Genomic DNA, 16,843 nt, shown 5'->3' on the forward strand with positions numbered 1-16,843 from the left:
TGACTGCATTCCCCCCATGAATGCAGTATCACTGAATTGAAACCTGCAACAAGGCTAACAATAATTATAAGTCGCAGGTATGCCTACAGGCAGGTAAACCACCCTAAAGTAAGGATGTCACTAGGGTGATTGGAGATAGATTCAGGCAGATTTGATGTGTTGCTAACTGTTCCCCAGCAGTGAGCAATAGAGGTTTTATTAGGGCTTAAGCGCCCAAGGTAATACTTCTATCAACATGGCTAATTTATCCGTTTCAACAAGGTGACAGCACTCTCCCCCATGCTTGCATGGTCACTGAATTGAATACCTGCAACAAGGAATAATAACAATAATATGTCGTAGGCAAGCAACAGCGTAACCCTGATGAATGGAAGTCATAAGGGGAAATATTAAAAAGCATAAACTAGGAGATGTATTACGAGTATTAACTAATTTAACAACCAATAGCTTTGATTTGATTGATGGTCGTCCCCAGCGACTATTGATTATGAAAACATTCTATACCCCTTACTTCATGGAATTGCTTTCTACTATCAAACCTATTGAGTCCGTTGACGACTATTTGGACATGAGCAACTGCTTCTCTCCCCAGTTTTCGTAGTGAGCGAATGAATAAGTTTTCATCAACAACAGTTTTAATGCCGATACATTTTGTCGGTAGACAATGCACAAAAAGCCCTGATGGAAGGATCCATCAGGGCTTTTTTATCTTTAAACGTTATAAACGTTCTCAGCCTATGTAGAAACAGCGCCACTCAATTAGTCTTTTTCTGCGGCTAATCTCATATAGCGTTGTGATGACCAGTCAAAGTAATACTCTTGCCCTTGCCACTGATAAATTGTTCTGCCGTCTCTTTGGATAGCGCGGGCATTTTCAGGTAGCTGGGTTAAGCCACTGGCGTATTCAATACTGGTGGTGGATCGTTTCGGTGGAGACACCACTTGATGTTGCTGCGGTTGCACATAGTTTCTGCGGTAATGGCGATCATAGTAATCATAGCGATAGGGCGTTTGCCAGCCGTTATTCCAGCCTATGCCATTATTCCAGCCATAGCCCCCGCCATTATTCCATCGATTTCCCCACCGATTATAATAAGGGTAACGCCAACCGTTATTCCACCCCACACCGACGCCCCAGCGCACTGATGAACCTGAATGACGTGAATGACGTGAATGACGTGAATGACCATGATGACGATCGGATGTAAGATATCGCAGTTGCGGCAAGCCATCAAAAGCTTGCATGCTAGCTGAAATCTTGTGGGGACTTGCGTCTTGAGCATTAGCCCCTTGGGCATTAGTGCTTATGCCAAGCATTAAACTCAAGCCTACAGTTACTGAGATATACCCTTTTAAGCTCATCAGATATAAAGCCGTAAAGCAGGTCTTTGGCAGTGTCTGTTGTGCTTCTTTGTTCATCTCACGCCCCCCTTTGTACCTAAGCAGCATTTTCTACAGCAGCTAATATAGGGCAATTAAATGGCAATTACCCTATAAACAAGTCTAGCTCAAAACAACCTATAACCAATAACCATCGCTTAACCCTATTTTAGAAAAATGCTCATAGATACCGGCGCTATCTGGTTAATAAAAATCAACGACCAACAAATAACCATCGCTTAACCCAGTTTTATAAAAATGCTGATAGATAGGCGGGCAATAGCTATGAGCAGGTTAATTAAAATCAACGACCAACAAATAAACATCGCTTAACCCTATTTTAGAAAAATGCTATAGTGCGCCCCAAAGAGCGATTAACAATAGAGTGAATAAGCCATGAGTTTTAAGGATTTACGTAGCTTCATTGATCACCTTGAAGCTAATGGTGAACTAAAGCGGATTAGTTATGCTGTTGATCCCAATCTAGAAATGACTGAAATTGCCGATCGCGTCTTGCGCTCTGGCGGCCCTGCGTTGTTATTTGAAAACCCAACCAATAACGACATGCCAGTTTTAGTGAATTTATTTGGCACTCCAAAACGTGTTGCTATGGCGTTAGGTAAAGACGACCCACTGGCTTTGCGTGAAGTGGGTGAATTGCTAGCTTTTTTAAAAGAACCTGAGCCGCCAAGTGGCTTTAAAGACGCTATTGCCAAAATACCTAAGTTCAAACAAGCGTTAAACATGCCGCCAAAAACAGTACGTAACCCACCTTGTCAGGAAGTGGTATTAACTGGTGACGAGGTGGATTTAACCAAATTACCGGTACAACATTGCTGGCCTGGCGATGTGGCGCCTCTAGTGACTTGGGGATTAACCATTACTAAAGGTCCGCGCCAAAAAAGACAAAACTTAGGGATTTATCGCCAACAGCTATTAGGCAGAAACAAACTGATTATGCGCTGGCTTGATCACCGCGGCGGCGCATTAGACTTTAAAGATTTCAAAGAAAAACACCCAGGTGAGCGCTACCCTGTGGTAGTGGCATTAGGCGCCGATCCGGTGACTATTTTAGGCGCGGTAACCCCTGTGCCAGACTCAATGAGCGAATATGCTTTTGCGGGTTTACTGCGTGGTGAACGCACCGAAGTGTGCAAAGCCATCAGTTGCGACTTAGAAGTCCCAGCCACCAGCGAAATCATTTTAGAAGGCTATATTGACCCTGAAGAGATGGCTGAAGAAGGCCCTTATGGCGATCACACTGGTTACTATAACGAAACAGACAAGTTTCCAGTTTTCACCGTCACCCATATGACCCAGCGTAAAGATGCGATTTATCACAGCACCTACACAGGTCGTCCACCGGATGAGCCTGCCATGTTAGGTGTGGCGTTAAACGAAGTCTTTGTGCCGATTTTACGTAAGCAATATCCTGAAATTATCGACTTTTACTTGCCGCCTGAAGGTTGCTCGTATCGCATGGCAGTAATTTCAATTCGGAAGCAATATGCCGGTCATGCCAAACGGGTAATGATGGGCGCTTGGTCGTTCTTGCGACAGTTTATGTACACCAAATTCATCATCATCGTTGATGAAGACGTCAATTGCCGCGATTGGCAAGATGTGATTTGGGCGATTACCACCCGTATGGACCCAACAAGAGATACCGTAATGGTGGATAATACGCCGATTGATTACCTTGATTTTGCCTCGCCTATTGCCGGTTTAGGTTCAAAAATGGGCTTAGATGCGACCAATAAGTGGCCAGGCGAAACTGACAGAGAATGGGGCACGCCAATTGTGATGGATCCAGCAGTAAAAGATAAAGTGGATCAAATCTGGGACGAATTAGGTATTGATGATAGCCCAACGCTATAATGCCCAGCTAAAGAGTTAACCCTCTACCCTACAAATAAAATAAAAACACCCTTCAAAGAAAGGGCTACCAAGGATGTTAGATGAACACCATTCGCTGTAAAGTTGAAAAGATCACCCCATTTAATGATGCTGTTTTTCAGGTCATACTTAAACCAGAAGTCCCTTTTGACTTCAAAGCAGGGCAATACTTATCCATCGTTATGGGAGAAAAAGACAAACGTCCTTTTTCTATCGCCTCTGCGCCTAACGCTGATTTAATTGAGCTGCACATTGGCGCCGCGGTATCAGAAAGCTACCCAATGCAAGTGGTTGAGCGCCTAAAAAACAACGAGTTTATTGATATTGAAGCCCCTGCTGGTGAGGCTTTTTTTCGTCAAGACAGCCAACGCCCTCGCATCATGATTGCTGGCGGCACGGGGTTTTCATACATTAAGAGTATTATTGAGCAGCAAATTGCTAGCGGCCATACAATAAAAACACAGTTTTACTGGGGTTGTCGTAACGAGCAAGCCATGTACTACCAAGACATTGCCCGCCAATGGCATGCAAACCATGAATGGTTAGAGTTTATTCCCGTTGTTGAAGAAGCGACAGCTAACTGGAATGGTAAACAAGCCAACTTGCTTGAGCAAATAAACCAAGATCATATCAGCTTAGTGGGTTACGACATTTATATTGCTGGCCGTTTCGATATGGTTGGCGCCGCCCGTGAAGTCTTTCGCGGTATGGGCGTAGAAGAAGCTCACTTATTCGGTGATGCATTCGCATTTATTAAGTAAGCTCATCTCATAAGCTGAGCAGTACATAAGTAATAGCACACTGCGTGCTCAGTAATACAAAAATGCCGACTTAATCAGTCGGTATTTTTTATTCAGCCCCGCCCTTTAAAGCCGTCATTAGCCTTGTGGTTCCGATATCAATTCATTACCATAATCGCCTCTTTTCTATTTTCTAGGCTTACTTAATAATGAAGTTATCTGTTTTAGACCAAACCATTTTTGACCACTTGTACCGTGATATCAAAGAATTTCGCAGCACCTTTGATTTACCTATCGAAAATGCATCAAGTCTAGATGACAAAGCCGATACCCTGCACACTTCATTGATTATTGAAGAGCTCACAGAGCTCGCAGAAGCGGATTGCCGCGTTGAACAAGCTGATGCCATCGTTGACTCTGTTTACGTATTAATGGGCCGTCTAGTCCACTTAGGTGCAGCAAAAGTCAGCGACCGTCTAGAAATTAGTTATTTAATTGATTTATTACTGTCTGTTGCTAAAAACCGTGAAGTTAACTTCATTGAATGCTGGGATGAAGTTCACTCTAGCAACATGAGTAAAGTGTGTCGCAATGAGCAAGAGCTGAATGAAACCATTGCTCACTATGCTAAACAAGGTGTTGAAATCGTGGGCAGCACTAAGGGTGAATTCATCATCGCTAAATGCGCTAAAGATGTTGAAATGGCCGGTAAAGTGGTTCGCCAAGGTAAGGTATTAAAATCCGTTTATTACCGCCCAGCTGATCTCGAAAAATTAGTAAAAAACTAAACAACCACTAAATCAGTTGTTAACCAAAAAATGCGTCCACAGTGGACGCATTTTTTTATGGGTTACGTTTAGTGTAAATATGAATTTTTAAGCCGCTTCAGACTGCTCAATATCAGTTAGTGCCGCGACCACCTTTTCAGGTTCAGCCACATTAATATGCACCACAGTAAGCTTTTCAACTAACTGCCCTAACCCACCAAAATACCATTGTGGCACTTTAAAACGGATAGTGAGATTAGTCTGCTCGCCTCGCCCTATTGATAGTTCATCATCGGCAACTTTTTTGGCCACTTGATTCACTGCAACCGCTTCAATTTCGTTAATGTCGATCGCCATAAAGCCCCAAATGGCATTATTAACCACTAACCTGTTACGAATTCGATACATGGAATAACGGCGTGATATACGATAATTTGCCACCAGCATCACCAAGGTTAAACTGATGATTGAAGAGACGATAATCGCGGCTAACTCGCTCCAGTTAACCAAAATCATATAGCTGGCAACACAACTAGTGAAACAACCAATAAGCATTAATGATAAATGCCAGGGTTTGGCACTCAATAACTTAATGTGGCTAATGGCTGCGGGGTGATGACGTGAAAACCATGGAATGGCGTAATACCAGTTAGTCGGCTCTCCAGCCACGATGAAGGCGATAAACAAAGCCTTTTCATCATCTGCGTATACCTCAACCGCACTCACTCGTGGATCGCCCTTTACCTTTCTGACCTTCAATAAGCCACGAATAATAGTAAACACTAAGTAAGCTTCAATGATCAATAACACCCCAACAATGGGGTAGCGTAGCCAAGCGACAAATTCAAAATAGTCAGCGATATCTGCCGGAAAACTTAACCTCGCCACCAAGCTGCTGGTACTTAAAATAATAATCAGCTTCCACCATTTCTGGCTGCCTTTTTTGATAATGCAGTACCAATATGCCAACGGTATTAAGCCAAAGTAGCCGATAGCGATAAGGCTTAGTCTTAGCTCGTCATTAGCAGTCGCTAGGGATTCTGGGGTTAACTGCACGCCAATAGTAAACAGTACTATCGCAAAGGCTAAAAACAGCAGTCGGTACTTAACTATGGGTCTCATATAACAATCCTTGTTATTGTTCTATAACTTAAAATTATGTTTATAACTTATGTTTATGGCATAGGTTTATTGCTTAAATGTCTTATTTTTTGATAGAACTATTATTGCGCCTAATCAGTGACCACTAACCCCCGTTTTAGCATCAAACAGCCAGTCTAAGCCATAGATCGCCGACATCGGAAACGCCATACTGTGATTGGCTACAGGCATTAGCATTAACTTGGCATTGATACCTGAACCATTAGCTGCAGTTAAGCGATTTTTTTGTTGTAGCAGCTGATAAAATGACTTGGCATCTGCCACCATATCTTGCCCAAACTCGCTGTTTTCTGCCGTTTCTAACTCTCCGACACCAATAAATACATTGGCATTTATTGATTTAGTGATAAATTCCGGCTCGCGAAATTGCTTTAGTAACTGCTGGTTATCAAACCAAAATGGCGGACTCGCCAGTACATAGTTATTAAATAATGCGGGCTTATTACGTAAGATATAGGCGCCAAACAAGCCCCCTAACGCATGGCCAACATAGGTGTTTTGCCATGGCTGAGTGCGATAATGCTGATTCATATAAGGGATAATTTTATTGGCAAACAACTGCATGTGGCGCTGGGCCTCACCGGTGGCTTGGGTTCTGTTAGTATCAACTGACGGGGTGTAATCACGCATACGACTTGCTGCGGGGCTGCGGCCTTGCTGTCCTGATACAGCCACTAAAATAGCCTGCTGCATATCAGTACGGTCCATAGACAAACGAGTCACACCCGAGACCACTTGCAAGCTGTACACAGCATCAGTCATATAAATAACCGGATAACTTTTTAGCTTATCAATTTGGTTATAGCTATTGGGCAGTTTGATATAAAGATTATAGGTGCGATCGCTATCCTCTACCTCAACCACTGTGGTATTCGGTATGGTAAAGCTTGCAAACGCGGCGGGCACCGCGCTTAAAAAGAGGCTACAGCATACGATACTGCGAAAAAGTATCATAAAGCGAGAAATGGTCATCAGCTATCCTTGTTGATGTAATTTTTCGCCCTATTCTACGCACTTATTGAAGAAAATAAATAATCTGCGCTCAATGCCATAAATAAAGCAAATCCGGCCCAGTTATTATTTAGAAAAGCCTTAAAACATGGCGCGCGTTCGCGGCCATAAATAAGCCATTGCTGATAACTGCTAAAGGCAATAAAGGTGCTAATGCCAATGCCATACAATAACCCACGTTCAGCAGACCAACCGGCCATAATAAAACACCCTAGGGCCGCTAACTGAAACGCGGCAATCCATTGGCGGTCGTATCGGCCAAATAAAATGGCTGTAGATTTAATGCCGACTTTTAAGTCATCATCTCTATCAACCATGGCATACATGGTGTCGTAAGCTACCGTCCAACACCAATTGGCAACAAATAACCACCAAGCTTCCATGGGCACATAACCTAGCTGCGCAGCGTAGGCCATAGGAATTGACCAGCTCCACACTATGCCTAAAAACATTTGCGGCATATTGGTTACCCGTTTCATAAACGGGTACATGATGGTTAAGATAATGCCGACAACCGATAGTTTTACCACTAGCGGATTTAAAAATAATACTAAGCTAAACGCGATTAATGCCATCACCACAAATAATATCAGCGCTTCCTTACTGCTGATTTCACCTGAGGCTAAAGGCCGCATCTTAGTGCGCTCAACATGGGCATCAAGTTTTCGATCTGCAAAGTCGTTAATCACGCAACCACAAGCACGCATAACGACCACCCCTAGCATAAAGATGATCAACACCTTCACATCAGGCATGCCACCCGCTGCAAGCAATAACGCCATTAAACACGGCCACATTAGCAACAAGGTACCAATGGGCCTATCAAGGCGCGTTAAGCGTTTATAAACCGATATTTTTTGTTGTAACGTCCATGAGACTGCTGACATGGTTTACTTCACTCCTGCAGTTGAAGTTGTATCACTTCTTATTTGTCATCTCGCATAACCCACGAGTGACTTTATTATTTCGCTTAGAATTATGTCCGCTCTAGTAAAAAATTACCCTAACACGCTTCAAGTTTTGCCAATGAAACCAGTAACCATTTGCTACCAAAGTCTGTAAAACTGACTTGAACACGCGCTTTATCTGCTGTGCCTTCAAAATCTGTCACTATGCCTTGGCCAAATTTAAAGTGTTTTACTTTTTGACCCACTTTAAAGCCACTGTCATTGGCAATAGATTGTCTTGGCACATTAAAACGGCTGCTCATTTTAGGCGCTGACACTGACGCTTTCATGCGAATTTCTTCAACATACTGGCTGGGGATTTCACCAATAAAACGCGATGGACTGGCATAGTCCTCACGGCCATAAATGCGGCGTGACTCAGCATAACTGATATACAATTTTTGCATCGCACGGGTCATGCCTACATAACAAAGACGGCGTTCTTCATCTAAACGATCACCTTCATCTAATGCCATTTTACTTGGAAAAATACCTTCCTCAACCCCAGCCATAAACACCACTGGGAACTCCAAGCCTTTAGCTGAATGCAAGGTCATTAGCTGCACGGCATCGGTAAACTTGTCTGCTTGGCCTTCGCCCGCTTCTAATGCTGCGTGAGATAAAAAGGCATTTAGCTCGCCCATATCTTCAAGTTCTTCTGGCATTTCAAAACTGCGGGCAGCGGTGACCAGCTCATTTAAGTTTTCGACTCGTGATTGGGCTTTTTCGCCTTTTTCGGCTTCGTACATAGCCCGTAGCCCTGAACGGTCAATGACCTTGTCGGCCATACCATATAGACTCATATCGGCAGTATCAGTGCGCATGCCAATCACTAAATCCATAAAGCCATTCACGGCATTGGCAGCGCGGCCAGTAAGGACTTTTTCTTCAATTAAGCGCAAGCTTGCCTGCCACATAGTCATTTCTTGCTGACGTGCGGTTGAGCGAATGATATCAAGGGTACGATTACCAATACCGCGAGTTGGGGTGTTAACCACCCGTTCAAAAGCAGCATCATCATTTTGATTATTGATAAGACGCATATAACCCATGGCATCTTTAATCTCTTGGCGCTCGAAGAAACGCAGGCCACCGTAAATTCGGTAAGCTAGCCCTTTATGGAGTAAGGCTTCTTCTAATACTCGCGACTGGGCATTGGAGCGGTATAAAATGGCACACTCTTCTAACTTGCCGCCGTTATTTTGCCACTCAGCCATTTTGCCAACAATAAAGCGCGCTTCATCCATTTCATTAAAGGCGCAATAAACCGCAATAGGCTCACCCGCATCGTCTTCAGTCCACAGTTTTTTACCTAAACGCTCAGGGTTGTTGGCAATTAGATCATTGGACGCATTAAGGATATTGGCTGTGGAGCGATAGTTTTGCTCCAGCTTAACCGTGGTGGAACCTGGGAAATCGGTTAAGAATTTATGTAGATTCTCAACTTGGGCACCGCGCCAGCCGTATATAGATTGATCGTCATCGCCAACAATCATCACATTGGCTTCTTTGCCTGCCAGCACTCGGATCCACGCATATTGAATGGCGTTGGTATCTTGGAATTCGTCCACCAAGATATGCTTAAAGCGTTCTTGATAATGGGCTAATACATGGGGTTTATTGAGCCATAATTCATGGGCGCGCAATAAAATTTCAGCAAAATCAACAAGGCCAGCTCGGTCGCAAGATTCTTGATAAATTTTATAGATGTTTAATAAGTTTTGCTCAATAGGAAAGCCACCCGCATCGATATGCTTTGGGCGTAAGCCTTGGTCTTTTTTGCCATTAATGTAACCTTGGCACTGACGCGGCGGATATTGCTTGTCATCTAAATTGAGACTTTTAAGAATACGTTTTAATAAACGTAACTGATCGTCAGAATCAATAATTTGGAAGCTTTGGGGTAAATTGGCATCTTTAAAGTGAGTGCGCAGCAAACGATGGGCTAAACCGTGGAAAGTACCAATCCACATACGGCCCATGTTACTGCCAACCACTTTCTCAACCCGCTCACGCATTTCTGCCGCGGCTTTATTGGTAAAGGTTACCGCAAGGATAGAGTATGGACTTTGTTGTTCGACCTGCATAAGCCAAGCAATACGATGGGTTAATACCCGAGTTTTACCACTGCCTGCTCCAGCTAAAACTAACATGCTTGAAAGCGGTGCGCCCACTGCTTCACGCTGCTTTGCGTTTAGGCCGTCTAATAATGATGATACGTCCATTGGTCCTCCCAAAAATCAAGCTGGAAGTATACCAGTTCCTAGGCGGCTGCGACTAGGAACTGTAACGGATTCTTTATGGGGATTTTATTGTGATGACTTGTGAGCTAAGTAGCGGGCTGAACTAAAACCACTGCGTAGCAATTTAAGCAATCTCAGCGGCCACTACCGAGATTTCAACCAATAATGCCTCACGGGCCATTTTAGCGGCAACGCAAGCTCGAGCAGGGGCGTAACCTTCAATAACCCATGCATCCCACACCGCGTTCATTTCAGCAAAGTAAGCCATATCTTTTACGTAAATGGTTGCCGATAACATATGCTTTTTATCACTGCCCGCCTGCAGTAATAGTGCTTCGACTTTATCCAACATTGTTTGAGTTTGTTCAGTGATATCTTTGGTAGCATCTTGGCAAACTTGACCACATAAATAGATGGTGCCGTTATGTTTGACAATCCGGCTCATACGGGTTTTAGTTTCAATTCTTTCAATGCTCATGGTGCGCTCTTTTAATCTGTTAATGGCGCTATTATCAGTTAAGTCAGCTCACAATGACAACTGAGAAAATATCGCTATCCAATAACTCGCGCATTTAAGCAGGCTGTTAATCAAAAATAAAAATGCCTTGTCAGCAGTATCTGGCTAACAAGGCATAAGATTGAAATACGATTGATTATTTGAATATTAGTTAATCACTAAGACTTGTGGGTCATTGGTTAAGCTATGACTCCACTGCTGATAGATAGGCTCACTGCCATCATAAAACCATACCACTGCCATTAATGCTCGTTGATGGTTGGCCACCAATAACTCTTCAGACAATGCGCCTTCATCAAGGGCGCCACGTAATAAGCAAGATTCAAAGTTCACGCTCACTTGGGTGCCATTTTGCTGATAATCGTCACACAATGAAAAGTAACCACGCTTACTTGATGCTAGCTGCACATCAATGCTTAAAGTAAACGCCGCTTGTAGATCAAAATCGGCATCAACCACCAAGTCATCAATTGAGGTTGCTGGCGGCGTTTCTGGCTCTGTAGGTGTTTCAGGTTCCGTTGGCGTCTCAGGTGTCGTTGTCTCTGGTGTTGTATCTGTCGTGGTATCTGGTGTTGATGTCGCAGGTGTTGTCACCGCAGGCGTCGTTGCTGGTGCAGGCGAGCTATCATCGCCACCACCGCCGCCACAGGCTGTTAAAAAGCTTAATGATAGAGCCATGGCTAGGCTAGTGGCTCTTTTAGTCCCTATTTTAGTGCCTGTGTTACAAGCCGTGTTAATGCCTGTTTTCATGCCTGTGTTAATGGCATTCTTCGCTGTTAATAACGTATTTGCTGCCACTTGAGTTTGAGTTAATGTATTCATAATATTCACCTTAAAATTCCATTTCTTGCTTAAATTGATTGATTAAATTCACACTAATTACTGTCAGGGTTAATCCTTAAACAGTAGCGAGTCAGTGGCGGTCAAATACCAATAAGGTTTGGTCTCACCGCTGGCATCTGCAGCAAACTCAATAAACTCAACATAAGCGGCATCAACACGTTGTAGCTCTGCAGGGTGCTGCCATGTATCAGGCACCTCAATTGCCCAACTCATACCATTTTGGTCTTGGAAATAGTGCCCTTGTGATGCCGTTGAAGCATCGTCATGCATCCCTAAAAATCGCGTATCAAATTTATCGGTTGGTGCTTTGTTTTTCAGATGGATCTCTAATTTACGTCCTGGGTTTTTACCATCAGTAATATTCTTAGCCGCTAGGCTATGATCCGTACCTGGAGTGGCAAAAATGAATGGGTCATAGGGGAACTCAGGCATATCATCAACATGTACCGCATCAACAAACGGCACTGTCATTTGCCATGTTGCGCGGTATTGGGTGCCGCAACCCGGTTCAGTTCTGAAATATTGACAGCCATTACTCGCACTGACGTGTTGCCATAAGTCTTCAGTAAATAACAGCACCGCATTGGTTTGCCCGTCTTCAAGTGGTGAGCTGGTCTGCTTAACCCCTTGGGCGCTCCACTCAATGGCTGACTCTTGCACATTGCCGCGGCCAATATCATGTAATTGCACCGCAAAGCCATTGTGATACCAAGCGCCCATTGCCACTAATTGCGCATCAAAGCCCACGCGGCGAACCATGTCATTTTTACTGTATTGGCTAATACGTAACTGCATCACCACATCGTTCATATCAAAGTCACCTTGATAAGGGTATAAATCCTCATAAGCTAACGTGGTGTATTCTGACGATGAGGGGTAATAGCTGATAGTGATGCCGGTTTCAGTGACAGTGATTGGATAATCTTCCACTTCACCATCACTGACACCACCGGTTGGTAATAAGCTGGCCTCTGAGCTCAAACGAAAACGTGACCAGGTTGCGCCCGTTTTAGCCCAATTAGGCACGTTAATCGTCACAGTTGATGTGCCGCTACTCACTGAGCGGGCAATAATCACTTGATCTTCACTATCAAACTGACCATCTTGGCCCCAATCAATCCAGCCGTTAATATAAGCACCATCCCCTTCTACTGTGACTAATAACACCGCCTCTTCACCCACTTCAAAACCGGTTGGCATGCTGATACCATCTTCATCATCAATACCATCACTTTCATCATCAGATAACGGCGCAGGATAACCGTCGGACTCATTATCAATAACACTGCCTAATGACATGCCGGCAACCATATTATGGCGGGCACCATTTGAATCAATTAGGGTACCGTAACTGTCTGGCGCATCACCAAAATCAACATTGTCTCCCACTGGCACTTCTGCTAATGCACAACGAGCACCATCATTTGAAGAAGATGACGGCCCGTATGAAAACAACTCTGCGGTAGGGTTATCACTTTCAACGTTGACCTTATACACATTGCCATCGCCGTTGTTACTTAAATAAAGGTTGCCATTAGGGTCAAAAAACTGCGCTCCAAAGGTAAAGCTACCACTGCTTTTAGTAATAACGGTTGCTAAGGTTTCAGCGGCACCTGTTGCGGGGTCAATCTTGAGTAATTTGCCTGTGCTGCCGTTAGTCACTGCGTATAAAAAGCCGTTGCTTGGATGAAAGGCAAAATCTGTTACGTTGTAAGTGGCATTGGCTTTACTGCCAGGGACAATGTTCATTGGGTGATTATTGCCATCTAACGGCACAGTAAATAAGCCTTGGTTTTTACGGTAGCCGTACCAAACGTTTTCATTGATGGCGACATCACCTACGTAGAAGTTACCCGCTGCAGCAGCTGAGCTGTCTTTTACGATCGTTAGTGGCTCAACTTGGTAATCTTCACCCACCTTACCGACAGTGCCATGCTGATAATCCCAGCCATAAAGGTAATTATCTGTGTAGCTGAAACCAACACCATTAAATCCTTTGGTCAGTCCCATATCAGGCGACAATACCGAATAACTACCGGTACCAAGTTCAACTCCAAAGGTTTTTGGAATGCCTGCTGGCGTTTGAATAATAAATGCTTCGGTAGGACAGGCATTGAATGGCTCAGCGGCATTGGTATTAGCACTGAACAAAGCCATGCTAGTACCAATAGCAATACTGCTTAAACCAAGAATATTGATGATTTGAGAGTGAAGTGGTTTCACGTTAACTATTGTTGTGTTTAATGTTTGCATATTGGCATCTCGCTATTCGTTATCAGGATGTACTGGGGATAATGCATAGTGGATGCCAACCTTTATTACCATTTAAATACAATGGCTTACATTAAAGGCAAGATTGTATCTCAATGCTAAAATGCATTCTGCAACGCATTCTGAATTTGAGACTTTGTGATTTTTTGGGGTTGAGAATGGTTTGATCTGTATTGTTCCAAACTCCGTTTGGATTAACGTCGTGGGTTTTCCACCCACACCCGACCAAAAGGGTATCAACAGCAATACCCTCTTGGCTCACCCTGCCGCCCCTAACGAAAAATGCTGAAAAGCGCATGATTTTCGATGGGGATTGATCCAGCTTTGAACTTCGTTTGTTGCTAACTTCGGACCCTGTTTATTATAAAGAGTGAAAATGCTAACGCTTCCGACGGTGCATCCCTGCACCGCGAAAGCTATGCTCACATCCATGTGAGCATCACGCTATTTTCTTCAACGTCCTCAATTCAAATTGAGCCTTTTAGCTCTTTAAATTTTCACGAATACCGTTAAATCGAAGAGATAATAATCCCAGTGTAGATGCAGCAGCGAGCTTCCAAAACAGGGATGTTTTAGCAGAGCTTACATGGACCTTTTGATTTATATAAAGAGTGCAGCGTCTCGCAGTTGTATCTGCATAAAAGGTCGCTCTTTCACATCCATGTGATCGCGACATTCCGTTCATCCTGAACATCCCAGCGGCAGGCAATGGATTAGATTGAAGTAATGGACTTAGATAAGCTAGCCAACAAAAACTAAGTAAAACATTGAACTAGGCTCATAAGTTATATTAAGGTAGAACCACTTAAGGACAGAGTTAGCTAACCTCGAACGCAATCTTCGAGCACGCCATTTAGGGAAGAAAAAGCCATTAAATAATGATGTGCCTATCAACTCCCTTATAAAGTTTACTCTGACCACACTAGTTAAGGAGTTTTCATGGGTAGCATACATAATTACTATTTAGTTGGGTTCATGCTCTTATCCGCAATTTTAAATGCATTCATAGAAAATGAGAGTATCGGAATAAAGTTACTTTGCTTACTTTTATTATTCACAACTTTCATCTTTGCCTCTCTCTTTCATTCTTTAAAGGTTAAAGTTGCAAAAGAGAAAACGACGAACAAAGCACACATAATAAGCTGATTAATAGGAAAATTTAACTATTCACCCCTCAAAATTTTAGCCAACTATTTTTTGCCAATTAGTAGGGCTTTAGGAGATTTGCGATGATTTCATATCAATCAACAGCCGATCTTTATGCATCGGCAGATATTACATTTAAAAACATTCGCTCATATTATGAACACTATTCTGTAAATTGGGAACAGTCTAAGATACATGAGCAAATTGTTGACCTAGAAAACTGGGACATTCTTTACAACGCTTCGGTCGTGGGTGCAATTCGTTTAGCCTTTGATAATGATGGGTGTTATATCCGAGATTTACAGATTAGTGAAAAATTTCAAAATAATGGTATTGGTGCAGCAGCCCTAACAGAGTGTGAACGGTTAGCAATTAAAGCTGGTGTAAATAAACTTAGGCTACGAGTTCTCAAAATTAGTCCTGCATATCATCTATACATTAAGAATGGCTTTGAGGTAGATAAAGAAGAAGATAGGTTCTTTTATATGTCGAGAAAAATCTCCTAACAAGAAATCAATCACATTAACCATTTAACACTCAACCACGCTTATCTTCCAATAGCTGCACAAATAAGCTTTTCCATGCTTGTTGAAGCTGCAGCCATTGCTGAGTACGCCAATCATCGATTTGGGCATGCTGCTGTTTTTGACCATGATTGTCGACTTGCTCATGAACGTAAGCAGGCACATGGCTTGATAATAGAGCGCTTGATGAGTTAACACTCGATAAGTAACGCTCAATAGCATCGGCCAGTGAGTTAACAAATTGCTTATCATTTTGGCCGCCAACCTTAGCCTCAACGATATTACCCATGTTTTGCAGTTGATGCTGACGAATTTGATCCCCCAAACCATCCACATCGGTTGAGATAATGGCTTTACTCATTGCCATAGATTCAATAAATACTAAACCAAAAGGCTCCCAGCGTGATGGAATAATTACCCCGTCACATTGGTCTAAAAAGCGAGGCACATCGTCAACCTTGCCCACCAGCTTTATATTATCAAGCTGAGAAACTAACTGTTGTAGCAAAGGTAATTGCTCACCTTCACCGGCTAACAATAATCGACACGGTGACTTAACCTGATGCATGGCTTTGAGTAATAAATCAAAGCCTTTTTGTGGATGAAATCGGCCATAGGCGGCTAACACAGGAACCCTATGATTAGCGTTTTTTGGGGAGTGGCTTTTGTTGGCGATAAAATAGCTTAAGTCTCGCCCCTGCCCTAACTGAGCGATTTTGTCTGCAGGTAATAGCTTATTAGCTAGCATCCATCGCTGCTGTGAGGGTGAAATGGACACCACTTTATTCATTAACCGATAGCTTAATTTCAGCATGAAATAGAAACGTTGCGGATGTGCAATTTGATGGCGAACAAATTGTTCGCTGTAGTGATGTTCTTGCAGGATAAATATGATCTTAGGATGACGCAATCTGAGCCATGCAATATTTAGCAGTTTGCGCCAGTTTGAGGCGCCATGAAAACAGACAATATCAGCGTCCAATGTCGTATTCTGCCAACGGCTAAAATCCAGCTGACGAATGTCAAATTCAAATGCCAAAGTGAGGATGTCAGAGCCACACAAACTGTGCAACGCAAAATTAACGCCGCCCATATTAGGGTCATCGACACAATGCAAAATTCTCGCTTTCACTCTGACTCCTTGAGCTATCAATAACCGGCTTATTAAATTAAAGCACTGTTAAAACAATATACTTGTCTCAGTTAAATCGCAAAATTTACTACGCGTTCAGCTTCAGTCCGTCGTTAAATACTTTTGCTAAATACATAATGTTAAATACATAAAAAAAGAGGCTAAACTTTTATATATAGTAACTTAAAGAGTGTATATTGTGTATTAAGGCAGAGAAATCTGCCTTTTTCTTGCTCGATACACAACATAGGACTATAGTGTATTA

At 43.0% G+C, this 16,843-nt stretch carries 13 protein-coding genes; 4 read left to right on the plus strand and 9 right to left on the minus strand.

Going from position 1 to position 16,843, the window contains the following annotated elements; all coding sequences use genetic code 11:
* Positions 1-759: 759 nt before the first annotated feature.
* Positions 760-1,419 (minus strand): hypothetical protein, encoded by a 660-nt coding sequence (locus AB4140_RS09065; protein ID WP_372000664.1) that lies wholly within the window; start codon positions 1,417-1,419, stop codon positions 760-762.
* Between the two features lie 357 nt (positions 1,420-1,776).
* Here AB4140_RS09065 and ubiD point away from each other — a divergent pair, with 357 nt between their 5' ends.
* The 3 genes from ubiD to AB4140_RS09080 all read left to right on the plus strand — a co-directional run bounded on the left by ubiD (position 1,777) and on the right by AB4140_RS09080 (position 4,804).
* The gene (gene ubiD, locus AB4140_RS09070) at positions 1,777-3,258 is read left to right on the plus strand and encodes a 4-hydroxy-3-polyprenylbenzoate decarboxylase (RefSeq protein ID WP_102475890.1); all 1,482 of its coding nucleotides are present in this window, start codon (positions 1,777-1,779) and stop codon (positions 3,256-3,258) included.
* A gap of 80 nt (positions 3,259-3,338) precedes the next feature.
* Positions 3,339-4,037: an NAD(P)H-flavin reductase gene (gene fre, locus AB4140_RS09075; RefSeq protein ID WP_372000667.1), complete on the plus strand. Its 699-nt coding sequence runs from the start codon at positions 3,339-3,341 to the stop codon at positions 4,035-4,037.
* A 188-nt stretch (positions 4,038-4,225) separates the two neighbouring features.
* Positions 4,226-4,804: a nucleoside triphosphate pyrophosphohydrolase family protein gene (locus AB4140_RS09080; protein ID WP_102436893.1), complete on the plus strand. Its 579-nt coding sequence runs from the start codon at positions 4,226-4,228 to the stop codon at positions 4,802-4,804.
* An 87-nt stretch (positions 4,805-4,891) separates the two neighbouring features.
* Here AB4140_RS09080 and AB4140_RS09085 read toward each other — a convergent pair whose 3' ends face one another.
* The 7 genes from AB4140_RS09085 to AB4140_RS09115 form a co-directional block, all read right to left on the minus strand.
* A complete protein-coding gene (locus AB4140_RS09085) occupies positions 4,892-5,905 on the minus strand; it encodes a hypothetical protein (RefSeq protein ID WP_372000669.1) in 1,014 nt (337 codons plus the stop codon).
* A 114-nt stretch (positions 5,906-6,019) separates the two neighbouring features.
* Positions 6,020-6,916 carry an alpha/beta hydrolase gene (locus AB4140_RS09090; protein WP_102436897.1) on the minus strand — a complete coding sequence of 299 codons (897 nt, stop codon included), beginning with the start codon at positions 6,914-6,916 and terminating at the stop codon, positions 6,020-6,022.
* A gap of 35 nt (positions 6,917-6,951) precedes the next feature.
* Positions 6,952-7,842, minus strand: coding sequence for a 4-hydroxybenzoate octaprenyltransferase (gene ubiA / locus AB4140_RS09095; protein ID WP_102476510.1), 891 nt, complete (start codon positions 7,840-7,842; stop codon positions 6,952-6,954).
* Positions 7,843-7,958: 116 nt separating this feature from the next.
* The gene (gene uvrD, locus AB4140_RS09100; protein WP_102476511.1) at positions 7,959-10,127 is read right to left on the minus strand and encodes a DNA helicase II; all 2,169 of its coding nucleotides are present in this window, start codon (positions 10,125-10,127) and stop codon (positions 7,959-7,961) included.
* Between the two features lie 142 nt (positions 10,128-10,269).
* Positions 10,270-10,623 carry a RidA family protein gene (locus AB4140_RS09105; RefSeq protein ID WP_102436903.1) on the minus strand — a complete coding sequence of 118 codons (354 nt, stop codon included), beginning with the start codon at positions 10,621-10,623 and terminating at the stop codon, positions 10,270-10,272.
* 186 nt (positions 10,624-10,809) lie between these two features.
* Complete coding sequence (locus tag AB4140_RS09110; RefSeq protein ID WP_241904105.1) at positions 10,810-11,484, minus strand: hypothetical protein; 675 nt, start codon at positions 11,482-11,484, stop codon at positions 10,810-10,812.
* A gap of 69 nt (positions 11,485-11,553) precedes the next feature.
* The gene (locus tag AB4140_RS09115; protein ID WP_372000672.1) at positions 11,554-13,758 is read right to left on the minus strand and encodes an LruC domain-containing protein; all 2,205 of its coding nucleotides are present in this window, start codon (positions 13,756-13,758) and stop codon (positions 11,554-11,556) included.
* A 1,247-nt stretch (positions 13,759-15,005) separates the two neighbouring features.
* Between AB4140_RS09115 and AB4140_RS09120 the strand changes: the two genes are divergently transcribed.
* Positions 15,006-15,428 (plus strand): GNAT family N-acetyltransferase, encoded by a 423-nt coding sequence (locus AB4140_RS09120; protein WP_372000674.1) that lies wholly within the window; start codon positions 15,006-15,008, stop codon positions 15,426-15,428.
* 31 nt (positions 15,429-15,459) lie between these two features.
* On the opposite strand, the gene AB4140_RS09125 is transcribed toward AB4140_RS09120, so the two are convergent.
* Positions 15,460-16,578, minus strand: a complete 1,119-nt coding sequence (locus AB4140_RS09125) for a glycosyltransferase (RefSeq protein ID WP_372000676.1) — start codon at positions 16,576-16,578, stop codon at positions 15,460-15,462.
* Positions 16,579-16,843 lie beyond the last annotated feature (265 nt).

This window comes from Shewanella sp. 10N.286.51.B2 (assembly GCF_041469265.1).
Taxonomy (GTDB): Bacteria; Pseudomonadota; Gammaproteobacteria; order Enterobacterales; family Shewanellaceae; genus Shewanella.

Excerpts from the sequence above, each read along its gene's own strand:
- AB4140_RS09065 (WP_372000664.1), bottom strand. The coding sequence starts at position 1,419 with ATGAACAAAGAAGCACAACAGACACTGCCAAAGACCTGCTTTACGGCT.
- ubiD (WP_102475890.1), top strand. The coding sequence starts at position 1,777 with ATGAGTTTTAAGGATTTACGTAGCTTCATTGATCACCTTGAAGCTAAT.
- fre (WP_372000667.1), top strand. The coding sequence starts at position 3,339 with ATGAACACCATTCGCTGTAAAGTTGAAAAGATCACCCCATTTAATGAT.
- AB4140_RS09080 (WP_102436893.1), top strand. The coding sequence starts at position 4,226 with ATGAAGTTATCTGTTTTAGACCAAACCATTTTTGACCACTTGTACCGT.
- AB4140_RS09085 (WP_372000669.1), bottom strand. The coding sequence starts at position 5,905 with ATGAGACCCATAGTTAAGTACCGACTGCTGTTTTTAGCCTTTGCGATA.
- AB4140_RS09090 (WP_102436897.1), bottom strand. The coding sequence starts at position 6,916 with ATGACCATTTCTCGCTTTATGATACTTTTTCGCAGTATCGTATGCTGT.
- ubiA (WP_102476510.1), bottom strand. The coding sequence starts at position 7,842 with ATGTCAGCAGTCTCATGGACGTTACAACAAAAAATATCGGTTTATAAA.
- uvrD (WP_102476511.1), bottom strand. The coding sequence starts at position 10,127 with ATGGACGTATCATCATTATTAGACGGCCTAAACGCAAAGCAGCGTGAA.
- AB4140_RS09105 (WP_102436903.1), bottom strand. The coding sequence starts at position 10,623 with ATGAGCATTGAAAGAATTGAAACTAAAACCCGTATGAGCCGGATTGTC.
- AB4140_RS09110 (WP_241904105.1), bottom strand. The coding sequence starts at position 11,484 with ATGAATACATTAACTCAAACTCAAGTGGCAGCAAATACGTTATTAACA.
- AB4140_RS09115 (WP_372000672.1), bottom strand. The coding sequence starts at position 13,758 with ATGCAAACATTAAACACAACAATAGTTAACGTGAAACCACTTCACTCT.
- AB4140_RS09120 (WP_372000674.1), top strand. The coding sequence starts at position 15,006 with ATGATTTCATATCAATCAACAGCCGATCTTTATGCATCGGCAGATATT.